Source organism: Paraburkholderia steynii (assembly GCF_900100565.1).
In the GTDB taxonomy this organism is placed as follows: Bacteria; Pseudomonadota; Gammaproteobacteria; order Burkholderiales; family Burkholderiaceae; genus Paraburkholderia; species Paraburkholderia terrae.
The window spans coordinates 108,502-121,295 of sequence record NZ_FNDI01000006.1 but is presented as its reverse complement, the minus strand read 5'-3'; the positions used below and the strand labels follow the sequence as shown (position 1 = coordinate 121,295).

The following is a 12,794-nucleotide window of genomic DNA, read 5'->3' as shown; positions in this document are numbered from 1 at the left end:
TTATCGCGCCCGTGGTCGCGGCCGAGCGGCTCGCGTCGCTATCGGATATTCCGTACTGGCTCGCGGACGCCGTCGCCGACACGTACTCCTGCGGCAACGTGCGCGAGCTGCGCAACCTGGTCGAACGGATCGGCGTGACGGTGCGGCAGATCGGCGCGTAGGATGCGGCGCACCTGTACCGGCTGCTTGCGGTTGCGCGCAGCAATCAGCCCGTGCCTGCCGAGAGCGCGGCGGAAGTGCGCGTCGATCGCAGCAAGTGGGATATGGCCGGTTGCAACCGCGTGCTCGCGCCGCTCGATGCGAACAGCTGGCGCCGCCAGGAAACGGCGTAATACGTCGGCATCAGCCGCAAGGTGCTGTGGGAAAAGATGCGTAAGTACCAAATTTTCGACGAGGAACCCGCAACGCGTGAAAGTGAGTAATAATTGAACGGTTTTGCAAAACTAAAACACGACACGAGCAGAAATTACATGGACCAGAAGTCGAAAGTTCGACACATCGTGATGTCGGCAATGATCGTTTTCGGGGGCGTTCAAGGGGTCTACGCGCAGAGTTCTGCCAGTAACGGCACGAACGACGCAGCGGGTGTGATCGCTGCGCAGACGACGCCTGCTGCTGCTCCCGTCACTGCGGACAGTCAAACGATTGCGCTCACGCCGGATGAGGCGAAGCAATCGGCGACAGGCAATGTCGCGGAACTGCAACAGAAGATTCACGGCGCCGATATCACCGAGTTGCGCACGACCTACAACGGCAGCTACGGGGCAAGCCTGTTGTTCTATGGCAAGGACATGACGTACTACGTCGCGCTCTTCCAGCAGAAGAACTTATGGCGCGTGATCAAGACGCAGGATGAAGCGCGCGCCGAGCTGATCTACCGCGACTTCGCGCGTCAGACGGCGCAGCTGTCCGATGTCGAAATCCGCCGCACCAAGCTCGAAGCGCAGAAGGCGTACACGGATCGCCTCGTCGCGCTTTCGCAGGAACGCGCGAGCCGTCTGCAGGCCGACCTGAACATCGCGCACGAGCAGCAGACCATCGTCAACAGCATGCAGCAGCAGACCCGTGCGGAAGCTACGGCGCTTGCGCAGCAGAAGGCGCAGTCGCAGGAGCAGTTGCGCGCGGCGCAGCGCCAGGTGCGCGATCTGCAGCGTCAGCTCGAAAGCGGCTTGGCGGTGCGCTGACGTTGCAAGAGCCGCGCTGGCCTTCGATGGCTTCGCGGCTCGCCATGCGTGTTTGACCAGACCCACGCTGCGCATCTGATCATGCGTGGGTTCGTTCGTCTGCGCCGCCGCGAGGCGTTTGCGTCGACGTAGGCGGCGATAGCAACGTGAACCGTGCATCCGCGCACGGCACGCTCTTCGTCGTCGGTCACACGGCCGGCTTTATCCATCCCGCGTGCGCATAGCGTCCGCGCGGATGGTACATCTCGCCTCGCAACTGTCTTCCTCAGCGCGACTTCTTCTGCTTGCCTTGACGGTTATCGTCGTCGTCCTCGTCGGGATCGACCGCGATCGGGTCGCTGGCGGGAAAGGTCTCGTCGAGCGCCTCGTCGAGACGTTCGTCGCTGGACGGATGTTTGTCGGGCGCCTTCGGGGCGGGGTGTTTCGAAGTGGACATGACAGGCTCCGCTACGTAGATTGAAGTCAGCATAACGCAATCGGGCCATCGCAGCCGCCGAGGCCAATGGCATAGGCCAAACGCACATAGAACGCACACAACGCCGCGCGAATCGCACGCGGACCAGCAACTCAGGTTGAAGATTGCGAAAGCATGTTGTAGGTTCCATGCAGGCCAATGGAATTTCTCGCGGGATCGTTCGTTATAAGGGTGTCACACGACGCCGGCGCACACGAAAGCGCCGGGCGCAGATGGCTTACGAGGGCGACCATGCAACCGAACGGATATGGCAGCGGACAGCGCTTGAACGCGTCACATGTTGTCGAATCGGAACTGGAGCATCTGGAGTGGGCAATGCGTCAGCCGATGGTGCATCTGCTGAATGCCCGCTACTGGCAGCGACGGGTGCTCGAAGTGAAGTGCGGGTATGAACTGACTGCCCAACAGGGCGTGCGGATCGAGAGGATGCTCAAGCAACTGGCCAGTCGTCCCGGCTAGCCAGCTGCCCGTGTTGCAGTGCAGGCGCGCTGGGCGCGCGCCGCATTCTGCGGTGAAGCCTGTTGGGCTTATTCGGGCTTATTCAGTGCTGCCGCCGCCGTTGTTATTACCCTGATCGTTACCATTGTTGCCCGCGCCGTACAGACGCCTGCGGCGGGTGACGACCACGGGAGCGTCCGACGACGAAGACCGGTCCGACGGCCCTTGCGACGCGCCATACGACTCACGCGGCTCGCGCGGTTCCCGGGGCTCGCGATGCTCACGCGAGCCGTGCGGGCCGCGTGCCGAATGCTCGCCATGCGACGGCCGTCCTGCGCGCGGCGCGGGGCGCGTGCCCGTGTCCAGCTGGATCGTGGAAATGGCGCGCTTGTAGATGCCTTGCAGCCCGACGGGCGTGCGCAGCATCACCAGATACTGGTCGAACGACTCAATGCAGCCCGTCAGGCGAATGCCGTTGACGAGGTAAATCTCAACGCGCTTACGTTCTTTGCGCGCTGCGTTCATAAAGTCGTTTTGCGGATGCGATTCTGCGGAAGGCATGGACAATTGTGTGTAGAGAAACGGTTGTTCGCCGTGATTTTACCCGTTGTCGCTTTATGGCGACATGATGGGTTCCAAACGTCGAACGGGGTTGACGCCCACTATAACCACTTGTGGGCGCGGAAGCATCCTTTAAAGATCAAGTGTAACGCTGAGTTACCAAATCATGCGGCGCTATGCGTGCCAGCCAACGTTCACGGGCGGTTGAGGGCGCGAGACGGCGTCGATACGCACGCTCGCGCCAGACGAAAGATGTCGCCATTCGCGAATGCCGCGGAATAAAACGCCCGCCACGAGCGTTTATCGGTCAGGCATCGCACAAAAGGCGCGATGCCGTGAGAAGGAAAGACGGAAGTGTCAGTAGCACGCGTCGGAAATGAGCGTCCGTCTTTGCAGAAGGTTTCCTCAACTGTCCAATGGGTCACCGGCGTCGCGTCATCTGTCGGTCGCGTGCGTGCCGCCGGTTCAACGCATGGCTATGCGATACGTCGCGCCCCGCCGTGCAGGAGGTTCTACATGAAAGTGTCCAGACTGGTATCGGCTGTATTCGTCGTGCTCGCGCTCGGGGTGGCATCCCTCTCGCTGACCGCGTGTCAATCCACGGGCGAAATGAGTCCGTCGGGTGGGAGCAGCAGCGGATCGAGCGGCAGCAGTGGCGGCTATTGACGATGCCTGTGCTCGCATGACAGCTTGCGCCGGGTGAACTTCGAAGCGGAAGTGATTTCGTGGCTCCCGCAGTTGCGGCGCTATGCGCGCGCGCTGACGGGTGACCCAGCTTGGGCGGACGATCTGGTTCAGGATACGGCCGAGCGCGCGCTCGCGCGCTGGAAGGGCTTTCGCCCCGACAGCAATCTGCGCGCGTGGCTGCTGACGATCCTGCGGCATCTGTATATCGACCAGCTGCGGGTGCGCCGCGAAATCGCCGTCGACGACGAGAGCGCGCCCTGGCGCAATCTCGAAGCGCCGCGCGGCGAAGTCGACGGTCTGGTGTTGCGCGATGTGCAGCGCGCGCTTTATTGTCTGCCCGTCGAGCAGCGCGAGGTGATGTTGCTGGTTTGCGTGGAGGAGTTGAGCTATCAGGAGGCGTCCGTGGCGCTCGGCGTGCCGATCGGCACGGTGATGTCGCGGCTGTCTCGCGCCCGTGAGCATATGCGGGCACTGTTGACGGAAGGGCCCGTTCATAAGTCGCCGTCGCTGAAAGTGGTGAAGGCCAGGTGAGAAGCGCGCAATGAACAACGACGAAAACACTACCGGTTCCGCGAACGCGCCAGATCTGCGCGCGCTGTCGGCATTCGTCGACAGCGAGTTGCCCGAGGGCGAGCGCGCCGCCGTGCGCGAGCATCTGGCGCGCGACCCGCAGGCGGCCGCGCAGGTCGCGTCGTGGCGCGCGCAGAAGGCCGCGCTGCAGGCGCTGTGCGGCGCGCCCGAACGCGAGGAGCCGCCGTTCATCGTGCTGCGCGCGCGCATTCCGTGGTGGCGCCGCGTGGCCGTCGCCGCGTGCTGGCTCGCGGTTGGCGCGGGGCTGGCGCTCGCGCTCGGCCCGCTCGTGCCGCGCCTTGGGGGCGGCGGCAATGGCGACGTGATGTCGTTCGCGCGGCGCGCGGATATCGCGTATGCCGTCTACACGCCGGAGCGCCGTCATCCCGTCGAGGTGGCGGCCGCCGAGGAAGAGCATCTGATCAACTGGCTGTCGAAGCGCCTGAACCGCCACCTGTCCGTGCCGTCGCTGCAGGAGTACGGCTATACGCTCGTCGGCGGTCGGCTGTTGCCGGGCGAGGCGGGACCTGCCGCGCAATTCATGTACGAGAACCAGGGCGGCGCGCGGCTCACGCTCTACGTGACGGGCATCCCGAAGGACGAGACCGCGTTCCGGCTGTTCCGCGACGGCAACCGGCGCACCTTCTACTGGATCAGCGACCACATGGGTTACGCGCTGTCCGGCCCGATCGAGGAAGACAAGCTGCGCTCGATCGCGATCGAAGTGTGCGGCGAACTCGGCGGCCGTCCGGAGACGTGGCAGTAATCGTCGCGCCGCGTCGTCTTTTCAGACGGCGGAAACATCGTGTAACACGATGTGCGCCGCCGCTTCCCGCGCAACAGGAATAGCGCCTTGTGTACAAGCGTTTAAGTTGTGCAGGCGCGTGATTTTTCGCTCCCGGCGAATCTGCAGCGGCCACTGGCCGCGCGTCCTGCAAGGCGAATCGATGGCGTCTTCACGGCGACGGCACGCGAACGTGCCGCGACACCGCACCGTCGGGCAGGACACATCATGCGTACTTTGTTTGGACTCGGCGCGACGCTGTGCGTGTGCGCCGGATGCGCGGTGCTGGCTTCACCGCCCGTTGCCGCGCAAGAGCCGCTCAACGATCAGATGACATGCCGCAACATCGTCGGCCAGGCGGAGATCGACGGCACGATGCAGCAGATCAGCGGGCTTGCTTGCCAGCAGCCGGATGGGACATGGCAAATCCAGCAGGGCGGCGACGCGGCCGCCGTCGTCTATCCGATTCCCGCCTATCCTTACTATGACCCGTGGTATTGGGGGCCGCCTGTCGCCGTGGGCTTTGGCGCGTCGTTCGTGTTCGTCGACCGCTTCCATCATTTCCATCACATGAACCACGTGCATTGGGGGCGGCAGGGCGGCGGATTCCACGGAGCGGGTGGCATGCACGGCTGGGGTGGCGGGCACACATGGGGAGGCATGGGTGGCATGGGCGGTGGGCATCGGCGTTGATCGTGCGCGATGCGTGTCGCGCGAACGCCTTTCGTCGACTGCCAGTAACGAACAAACTCTAACGAACTACAGCCAGCAACCCAGTCAGCCGATACCGCTTCGACACGACGAGAGGACACCTTGACACGCATCCTGCCGCCGGACATTTCCGCCGCGACGTTCGACCGCGCGCTCGCCGCCTTCGAGGCGATCGTCGGCGCGACCCAGGTCGCGTCGTCGCCGGCAAGCCTTGCGCCTTATGCCGATCCGTTCGCACCGGGCTCGCTGGCGGCATCGTTCGTGCCGTCGGCGGTGCTGCTGCCCGCGAGCGTCGATGAGATCCGCGCGATCTTGCGCGTCGCGAACGAGTACCGCATTCCGCTCTGGACGGTGTCCACAGGACGCAACTTCGCATACGGCGGCGCGGCGCCGCGTTTGCCCGGATCGGTGGTGCTGGATCTGCAGCGGATGAATAAAATTCTCGCCGTCGACGAGCAACTCGCCTATGCGCTCGTCGAACCCGGCGTCAGCTACTTCGATCTGCATCATTATCTGCGCGAGCGCGGCTACAAGCTGTGGGTCGATCCGCCCGCGGCGGGCTGGGGCAGCATCGTCGGCAACACGCTCGAACGCGGCTTCGGCACGACGGCCTACGGCGATCACGCGGCGGCGCAGTGCGGGATGGAAGTGGTGCTCGCGAATGGCGATCTCGTGCGCACGGGCATGGGCGGGATCGAGATCGGCACGTCGTGGCAGGCGTTCAGGTATGGCTACGGGCCGTCGTTCGATCCGATGTTCATGCAGTCGAACTACGGCATCGTCACGAAGATGGGCGTCTGGCTGATGCCTGCGCCGAGCGCGTATCTGCTGGGCGAGATCCAGTTTCAGCGCGACGACGATCTGGATGCGGTCGTCGAGACGTTGCGGCCGTTGCGGCTAAACGGCACGATCGGCAACCAGGCGGTGATCGAAGGCGCGCTGCGGCGCGCGGCGGGCATCGGGCCGCGCTCGCAGTGGTATCAGGGCAAGGGCGTGATGCCGGAGAGCGCGATCGCGTCGATGACCGAGGCGCTGAAAATCGGCCGCTGGAATCTGCATTACGCGCTCTACGGCGAGCGCGAAGTGATCGACGCGCAAGAAGCGATCGTGCGGCGCGCGTTTGGCCGCATTCCGGGTGCGCGGATGCTGTCGAAGACCTATGACGGCAGCGCCGAGCCGGAAGGGGGCGGCGATCGCAACCTCGCCGGCATTCCGGGCATGACGGCGTTCCGCATGCTCGACTGGCGTGGCGGCAGCGGCGCGCATGTCGACTTTTCGCCCGTCTGTCCGGCGACGGGCCGCGACGCGATGCGCCAGTATTCGATGGCCAAAGCGCGCGCCAACGAATACGGCTTCGACTACTACGGCGGCTTCACATCGGGCGAGCGGCATCTGCATCACATCGCCGCGGCGATCTTCGATAAAAGCGATGCGCGGCAGAGCGAACAGGCCGCCGATCTGCTGCGCGCGTGGATGAGCGACGCGCACGGCGCGGGTTACGGCGAGTACCGCTCGCATCTCGTCTACATGGACTTCGCGGCGGCGCGCTACAACTTCAACGACGGCGCCATGCTGCGGCTGTCGGAGGCAATCAAGGACGCGCTCGATCCGGCGGGGATTCTGTCGCCGGGCAAGCAGGGCATCTGGCCAAAGGCGTTTCGCAACTGGCGCGGATATACGTGAACCATGAGCGTGAGGGCATGACATGCGGCGGCGCACATTCATCGCAACGGGCGCATGGCTGTCGGCGGCACCGGCTTTCAGCGTGCCGTGGCTGCATCTGGACGGGATGCGCGCCGACCTCGCGCTGATCGACACGGCGCTGCCCGAATCCACGGCGCTGAGCGATCACGCCGCGCGCATGCGTCTGCCCGTTTTCGACGTGAGCGCCACGCCGCACGCCGATATCGCCGCCCTCTGGTACGACACGCTCGCGCCGCGCGTAATGCGCTCGGGCGGACGGCTGACGCTCGTCGGTGTCACGCGCGCCGCTGATTTCTTCGTACTCGCGCGGCTCGCGCTGCCACCCGCCGCGCCGATCACGCACGCGCGCAGCGTGCCGCAGCGCGCGTCGGTCGCGTTCGCGCTGACGACCTGATCAGAACCGGTACTCGGGGTTTTTTGGATCGAACGCCATGTCGTCGAAGGTTTTCGGCGTGATCGTCAGGAACACGATGCGTTCGAAAATCTGTCCATCGTTGCCGTACGATTCGGCCATCCGGAAATACGGGTGCCGCAGATCGAGGCCGAGCACTTCCTTTTTCGCGTAGTACTCCGGCTGGCCCGTGGGCGTTTCGTACGTGAAGGCAATAACGCGCACGCCGTCGATGGTTCGCACGTCGATCTCCGCAGGCCGTGTGATGCCCACATTTGCGAATTTTTTGCCTTCGTCGAGAAACTGCTGCGCGATGAATTCGGTGCCGAGATCGCGCACCTGATGGTTCGATTGCGAGCGCGCCAGCGTGCCGTTGATCGATGTCCACAGCGGGATGATGTTGAAGATGCCGCCGAGATGGCCGTACATCTCGTCGGCGCGCTTCGACGCGTCGTAGATGATTTCCTGGCCCGCATGGGGGCCGTCGGGCAGCCACCGGCCGTAGATGCGCAGCGGCTCGCGCGTGAGCCGCACGAGCATGTGATCGGGCCGGCGCGGCCAGATGCCGCGAATGCGCTCCTGGCGCAGCATCGTGAACTCGTACGACGGGTAGCCGTTCGGTCCTTCCTCGATATAGCGCGGCAGCGTGAGTGGATCGAACGATTCGAACAGCGCGACGAGCTGCGCGTCGTCCATCTGTTCGAGCGCGCCGCTTTGCGCGGCGTTGCGCAGCCATTTGACCTGCTGCTCGAGCGGCAGCTTCGCGGCATTCGCGACGGCCTCACTGGCGCCCAGCGTGACCTGCGGGGCGACATGCGCGGCGAGCGCGGACGCATCGTTCTGCGCGGCGGCTGCCCCCGCGATCAACACGCAAACCATCTGCGCGACGATTAGCGATATCCAGCGCGAGCCAGCACGCCAGCGACGACTGAACCGGTAGCGCGAACGCTTTCCCACAAACTCCGGGTGACGCATCAATCGCTCCCAAAAGCGCGGAAGGCTTCGCCATTGCTACGCGGTCAGGCGCGCGAAACCGTCACGAGGTTGTCTGCTTTGCCAGCTCCTGATCGCGCAGCTCGCGCCGCAGGATCTTGCCGACATTCGTTTGCGGAAGCTCGTCGCGGAACTCGACGACCTTCGGCACCTTGTAGCCTGTGAGATTCTTGCGGCAATGCGCGATCACCTGTTCCTCGGTGAGCGAAGGGTTGCGTCGCACGACGAAGACTTTCACGCGCTCGCCCTGTGCGACGTCGGGAATACCGATCGCGGCCACTTCGCGCACGTCGGGGTGCATCGCGATCACGTCCTCGATCTCGTTCGGATACACATTAAAACCCGACACAAGAATCATGTCTTTCTTGCGGTCGATCAGCCGGATATAGCCGCGCGAATCCATCACGCCGATATCGCCTGTCGCGAGCCAGCCGTCGTCGTCGAGCACCTTCGCGGTTTCGTCGGGACGGTTCCAGTAGCCTTTCATCACCTGCGGACCTTGCACGCACAGCTCGCCCGGCTCGCCGATATTCGCCCAGCTGCCGTCGTCCTTGCGAAAGCGCACCTGAGTGGACGGCGCGGGCAGGCCGATCGAGCCGTCGAACTCGCGCATGTGCTTGAGATCCACCGGGTTCATCGACACGATCGGCGAACATTCCGTCAGCCCATAGCCCTCGATGATCGGCTTGCCCGTCACCTCGCGGAAACGGTCGGCCACGGCCTTTTGCATCGCCATGCCGCCCGCCATCGCGAGCTTGAGCTTCGAGAAGTCGCGCTGGCGGAAATCTTCGTTGTCGAGGAACGCGTTGTAGAGCGTGTTGACGGCCGTGATGCCCGTGAAGGTTTCGTTACGCAGGATCTTCATCACCATCTTGATGTCGCGCGGATTCGCGATCAGGATGTTGCGCCCGCCCAGTCCCATGAAAATCATCGCGTTCACGGTCAGCGAGTAGATGTGATAGAGCGGCAACGGCGTGAGCACCGTTTCGATATCGTCGGTCAGTTGGCCTTCCGCCCAGACTTTCGCCTGCAACAGATTCGCGACCATGTTCCGGTGGGTGAGCATCGCGCCTTTCGCGACGCCCGTCGTGCCGCCCGTGTATTGCAGGAACGCGAGGTCATTGGGGGAAATCTGCACGGGCGCCAGCGTGCGCTTGTAGCCCGTTGCGAGCGCATCCAGCAGCGGCACGGCTTGCGGCAGGTTGTACGCGGGCACGAGCTTCTTCACGTGGCGCAGCATGAAGTTGATCAGCTTGCCTTTCAGGTTCAGACCGTCCTTGAGCAGATCGCCGAGACCCGTGACGATCACGTTCTGCACACGCGTGCCCGGCAGCGAGTCTTCGACGGTCTTCGCGAAGTTCTCGAACACGATGATGGTCTGCGCGGCGCTGTCCTTCAGCTGATGCGACAGTTCGCGCACCGTATAGAGCGGATTCACGTTGACGACGATCGCGCCGGCCTTCAGCGCGCCGAACAGCGCGATCGGATACTGGAACGTGTTCGGCAGCATGATCGCAACGCGGTCGCCGGGCTTCACGCCGATGCTCTGCAGATACGCGGCAAACGCCGTCGCCTTGCGCGCGAGTTCGGCGTACGTGAGACTTTCGCCAACACTCACATAGGCGACGCGCTCGCGAAAGCGCGTCGTGCATTCGTCGAAGAACTCGACCAGCGACGCATACTGCGACACGTCGATCTCGCGCGGCACATCGGGCGCGTACGATGCATACCAGATGCCGTCCGTGTTCGGCGCGCGCTGCGCTTGTGTCTGTGCCTGCGTCTGGGTTTGCATCTGCGTCTGCGTCGATTGTGATGTGGTCGGCTCGGTCATAGCGGTGTCTCCCGGTGTACTAGCTTTGTCGTTGTATGTGTCGTGTGCATGAATCGTGCGGGTACGGATGGCGCGCGATTCTACCGTTCCAGAATCGCGACCACACCCTGGCCGCCCGCCGCGCAGATCGAAATCAGCCCGCGCGCGGTGCCCGCTGGCTTGTCGAGCTGCGCGAGCATCTTCGCGAGCCCCGCGACGATCCGTCCGCCCGTGGCGGCGAACGGATGTCCCGTCGCGAGCGATCCGCCGTGTACGTTCATTTTCGCGCGATCGATGGTTCCCAGCGCGCCTTCGAGTCCCAGTTGCGTGCGGCAGTACTCATCGTCCTGCCAGGCGGCGAGCGTGCAGAGCACCTGCGCCGCGAACGCCTCGTGAATTTCGTAGAAGTCGAAATCCTGCAACGTCAGGCCCGCGCGTTTCAGCATGCGCGGCACCGCGTACGCCGGCGCCATCAGCAAACCCTCCTTTTTGTCGAAAAAATCGACGGCCGCCGTCTCGTGCCAGGTGAGCCATGCGAGCACGGGAAGGCCGCGCGCCGCTGCCCATTCCTCGCTGGCGAGCAGCACGGCCGATGCGCCGTCCGTCAACGGCGTCGAGTTGCCCGCCGTCATCGTGCCCGCGTCGCGGTCGAACACGGGTTTCAGCGTGGCCAGCTTGTCCAGCGTCAGATCGCTGCGCAGGTTGTTGTCGCGCGCGAGACCGCGAAAGGGCGTCATCAGGTCGTTCAGAAAGCCGCGCGCATACGCTTCCGTCAGCTTGCGGTGGCTATCGTAGGCGAGCACATCTTGTGCCTCGCGCGAGATGCCCCAGCGCTTGGCCATCAGCTCGCAGTGCTCGCCCATCGACAGCCCCGTGCGCGGCTCGCTGTTACGCGGCAAAAGCGGCTTGGAGAACATGCCGGGGCGCAGCTTCGCGAGCGCGCCGACGCGCTGTCCCGCCGACCTGCCGCGGTTCGCTTCGAGCAGGATCTTGCGCATCCGTTCGTTGACGCCGATGGGCGCGTCCGACGTCGTATCGGCGCCGCCCGCAATGCCCGCGTCGATCTGGCCGAGCGCGATCTTGTTGGCCACCAGAATCGCCGCTTCGAGGCCCGTGCCGCACGCCTGCTGCACGTCGTAGGCGGGCGTTTCCTTCGCCAGCGTGGTCGACAGCACGGCTTCGCGCGTCAGGTTGTAGTCGCGCGAATGCTTGATGACGGCGCCCGCCGCGACTTCGCCGAGGCGCTCGCCATGCAGGTTGTAGCGGTCGATCAGACCTTGCAGCGTGAAGGTCAGCATGTCCTGGTTCGAGGCCGTCGCGTAGGCGGTGTTCGAGCGGGCGAACGGGATGCGGTTGCCGCCGAGGATCGCGACGCGGCGCGCGGTGGGAAGCGCTTGTAAGAATGGGTGTGACGAGTCAGGCATCAATGGGCTCCCGGGTCGTGTCCGCCTGTTGGACGGATCGGATCGTGCATGCAGCGCCCGGCACCTGCTTGAAACGAATCAGGCCGGGCATTGATTCCAACGTCGGATGCATGTCGTGCAGCGCGGTGCGCGCGGCACGGCGTCATTGCAGATTCCACTGGAAGCGGCCGCGCAGATGCGGTTTGCCGCCTTCGGGATCGCGTACTTCGAATTCGCGCGCAGTGGGCGAGGGCGATGCCGTCCACAGCGACGCTTCGCCCGGCAGCAGCATCGGCAGCTTGAATTCGCCTGCGAGTGTCGCGTCAGCGAGTCGCTTGGGCGGCTGGAGTGCCGCCGCCGTGCGTGCGAGCGTCCACATGCCGTGGGCGATCGCGCGCGGAAAGCCGAACGCTTTCGCCGAGAGCATCGACAGATGGATCGGATTGAAGTCGCCCGATGCCTTCGCGTAGTCGCGGCCCAGTTGCGACGGCAGTTGCCAGCGCGCCGCGCGCACGAGCGCGTCGCTCGCCGTCTCCAGCGGCGCGAGCGGATCGCCGCTCGCCGCGACGCCGCGCTTCAGATACACGCTGTCGCCGTCCCAGACCGCCTCGCCGCGGCGATAGACGCGCGTCTGCACCACGAACGCCTGGCCCTTGTCGTGGCGCAGGCGCGCGCCGAATTCGACTTCGACGCGCAAGGTGTCGTCGAACGAAAGCGGGCGGCGCATGTGTACGCTGTTCGCCAGATGGACGAGGCCGAGGGCGGACCACGGAAACGCGGGGTCCGTCAGCAACAGCAGATGCAGCGGAAACGCCAGCAGATGCGGGAACGTGAATGGAATGCCCTGCTCGGGGAAAAAGCCGCACACGCGCGCATAGCGCTCGATCGCGACGGAGTCGAGCGACACGGCGGGGCGCACGAGCCGAAGCGCGGGCAGATCGGTCGAACGGTTGCGCTGGAAGCCCTTGACGACGCCCGTCAGCGCCCGCGCATACAGCTTCGCGGGTTTGGGCAGCTCCGGCAGCACGACCGTTTTCAGGCGCGGCGCGCCGAACATCGAGCTGGAGTCGTAGAACGCCATGA

14 protein-coding genes and 1 pseudogene are annotated in these 12,794 nt (G+C 64.6%); 9 read left to right on the top strand and 6 right to left on the bottom strand.

What is annotated here, in order from left to right:
• Window positions 1-2: 2 nt before the first annotated feature.
• Window positions 3-422: pseudogene (locus BLT65_RS13210) on the top strand (helix-turn-helix domain-containing protein); the annotation flags it as partial.
• 48 nt (window positions 423-470) lie between these two features.
• Entirely contained in the window at window positions 471-1,184 is a 714-nt protein-coding gene (locus tag BLT65_RS13205) for a DUF2968 domain-containing protein (protein ID WP_091778309.1), read from the top strand.
• A gap of 265 nt (window positions 1,185-1,449) precedes the next feature.
• On the opposite strand, the gene BLT65_RS47205 is transcribed toward BLT65_RS13205, so the two are convergent.
• Window positions 1,450-1,620 carry a hypothetical protein gene (locus BLT65_RS47205; protein ID WP_165576872.1) on the bottom strand — a complete coding sequence of 57 codons (171 nt, stop codon included), beginning with the start codon at window positions 1,618-1,620 and terminating at the stop codon, window positions 1,450-1,452.
• 270 nt (window positions 1,621-1,890) lie between these two features.
• Between BLT65_RS47205 and BLT65_RS13200 the strand changes: the two genes are divergently transcribed.
• Entirely contained in the window at window positions 1,891-2,118 is a 228-nt protein-coding gene (locus BLT65_RS13200; RefSeq protein ID WP_007587399.1) for a hypothetical protein, read from the top strand.
• Window positions 2,119-2,196: 78 nt separating this feature from the next.
• On the opposite strand, the gene hfq is transcribed toward BLT65_RS13200, so the two are convergent.
• Window positions 2,197-2,658 carry an RNA chaperone Hfq gene (gene hfq, locus BLT65_RS13195; protein ID WP_042315020.1) on the bottom strand — a complete coding sequence of 154 codons (462 nt, stop codon included), beginning with the start codon at window positions 2,656-2,658 and terminating at the stop codon, window positions 2,197-2,199.
• A 516-nt stretch (window positions 2,659-3,174) separates the two neighbouring features.
• On the opposite strand from hfq, the gene BLT65_RS47200 reads away from it, so the two are divergent.
• The 6 genes from BLT65_RS47200 (at window position 3,175) to BLT65_RS13170 (ending at window position 7,508) form a co-directional block, all read left to right on the top strand.
• Complete coding sequence (locus BLT65_RS47200) at window positions 3,175-3,324, top strand: hypothetical protein (protein WP_165576871.1); 150 nt, start codon at window positions 3,175-3,177, stop codon at window positions 3,322-3,324.
• A 33-nt stretch (window positions 3,325-3,357) separates the two neighbouring features.
• Window positions 3,358-3,876 (top strand): sigma-70 family RNA polymerase sigma factor, encoded by a 519-nt coding sequence (locus BLT65_RS13190; RefSeq protein WP_042315018.1) that lies wholly within the window; start codon window positions 3,358-3,360, stop codon window positions 3,874-3,876.
• A gap of 10 nt (window positions 3,877-3,886) precedes the next feature.
• On the top strand, window positions 3,887-4,681 hold the full coding sequence (locus tag BLT65_RS13185) for an anti-sigma factor family protein (RefSeq protein ID WP_042315017.1): 795 nt from the start codon (window positions 3,887-3,889) through the stop codon (window positions 4,679-4,681).
• 246 nt (window positions 4,682-4,927) lie between these two features.
• Complete coding sequence (locus BLT65_RS13180; protein ID WP_042315037.1) at window positions 4,928-5,392, top strand: hypothetical protein; 465 nt, start codon at window positions 4,928-4,930, stop codon at window positions 5,390-5,392.
• A gap of 120 nt (window positions 5,393-5,512) precedes the next feature.
• Entirely contained in the window at window positions 5,513-7,093 is a 1,581-nt protein-coding gene (locus BLT65_RS13175) for an FAD-binding oxidoreductase (RefSeq protein ID WP_091778307.1), read from the top strand.
• A 22-nt stretch (window positions 7,094-7,115) separates the two neighbouring features.
• The gene (locus tag BLT65_RS13170) at window positions 7,116-7,508 is read left to right on the top strand and encodes a hypothetical protein (RefSeq protein WP_091778305.1); all 393 of its coding nucleotides are present in this window, start codon (window positions 7,116-7,118) and stop codon (window positions 7,506-7,508) included.
• Here the strand turns inward: BLT65_RS13170 and BLT65_RS13165 are convergent, their stop codons facing one another.
• The 4 genes from BLT65_RS13165 to BLT65_RS13150 form a co-directional block, all read right to left on the bottom strand.
• Window positions 7,509-8,480, bottom strand: coding sequence for a DUF1571 domain-containing protein (locus tag BLT65_RS13165; protein ID WP_091778303.1), 972 nt, complete (start codon window positions 8,478-8,480; stop codon window positions 7,509-7,511).
• 61 nt (window positions 8,481-8,541) lie between these two features.
• A complete protein-coding gene (locus BLT65_RS13160; RefSeq protein ID WP_091778301.1) occupies window positions 8,542-10,329 on the bottom strand; it encodes an AMP-binding protein in 1,788 nt (595 codons plus the stop codon).
• Window positions 10,330-10,409: 80 nt separating this feature from the next.
• Complete coding sequence (locus BLT65_RS13155; protein WP_091778299.1) at window positions 10,410-11,732, bottom strand: acetyl-CoA C-acetyltransferase; 1,323 nt, start codon at window positions 11,730-11,732, stop codon at window positions 10,410-10,412.
• 142 nt (window positions 11,733-11,874) lie between these two features.
• A complete protein-coding gene (locus BLT65_RS13150; protein ID WP_091778297.1) occupies window positions 11,875-12,792 on the bottom strand; it encodes a MaoC/PaaZ C-terminal domain-containing protein in 918 nt (305 codons plus the stop codon).
• Window positions 12,793-12,794: the final 2 nt, after the last annotated feature.

Coding starts and splice junctions, on each gene's coding strand:
- BLT65_RS13205 (WP_091778309.1), top strand. CDS start 471: ATGGACCAGAAGTCGAAAGTTCGACACATCGTGATGTCGGCAATGATC.
- BLT65_RS47205 (WP_165576872.1), bottom strand. CDS start 1,620: ATGTCCACTTCGAAACACCCCGCCCCGAAGGCGCCCGACAAACATCCG.
- BLT65_RS13200 (WP_007587399.1), top strand. CDS start 1,891: ATGCAACCGAACGGATATGGCAGCGGACAGCGCTTGAACGCGTCACAT.
- hfq (WP_042315020.1), bottom strand. CDS start 2,658: ATGCCTTCCGCAGAATCGCATCCGCAAAACGACTTTATGAACGCAGCG.
- BLT65_RS47200 (WP_165576871.1), top strand. CDS start 3,175: ATGAAAGTGTCCAGACTGGTATCGGCTGTATTCGTCGTGCTCGCGCTC.
- BLT65_RS13185 (WP_042315017.1), top strand. CDS start 3,887: ATGAACAACGACGAAAACACTACCGGTTCCGCGAACGCGCCAGATCTG.
- BLT65_RS13180 (WP_042315037.1), top strand. CDS start 4,928: ATGCGTACTTTGTTTGGACTCGGCGCGACGCTGTGCGTGTGCGCCGGA.
- BLT65_RS13170 (WP_091778305.1), top strand. CDS start 7,116: ATGCGGCGGCGCACATTCATCGCAACGGGCGCATGGCTGTCGGCGGCA.
- BLT65_RS13165 (WP_091778303.1), bottom strand. CDS start 8,480: ATGCGTCACCCGGAGTTTGTGGGAAAGCGTTCGCGCTACCGGTTCAGT.
- BLT65_RS13160 (WP_091778301.1), bottom strand. CDS start 10,329: ATGACCGAGCCGACCACATCACAATCGACGCAGACGCAGATGCAAACC.
- BLT65_RS13155 (WP_091778299.1), bottom strand. CDS start 11,732: ATGCCTGACTCGTCACACCCATTCTTACAAGCGCTTCCCACCGCGCGC.
- BLT65_RS13150 (WP_091778297.1), bottom strand. CDS start 12,792: ATGGCGTTCTACGACTCCAGCTCGATGTTCGGCGCGCCGCGCCTGAAA.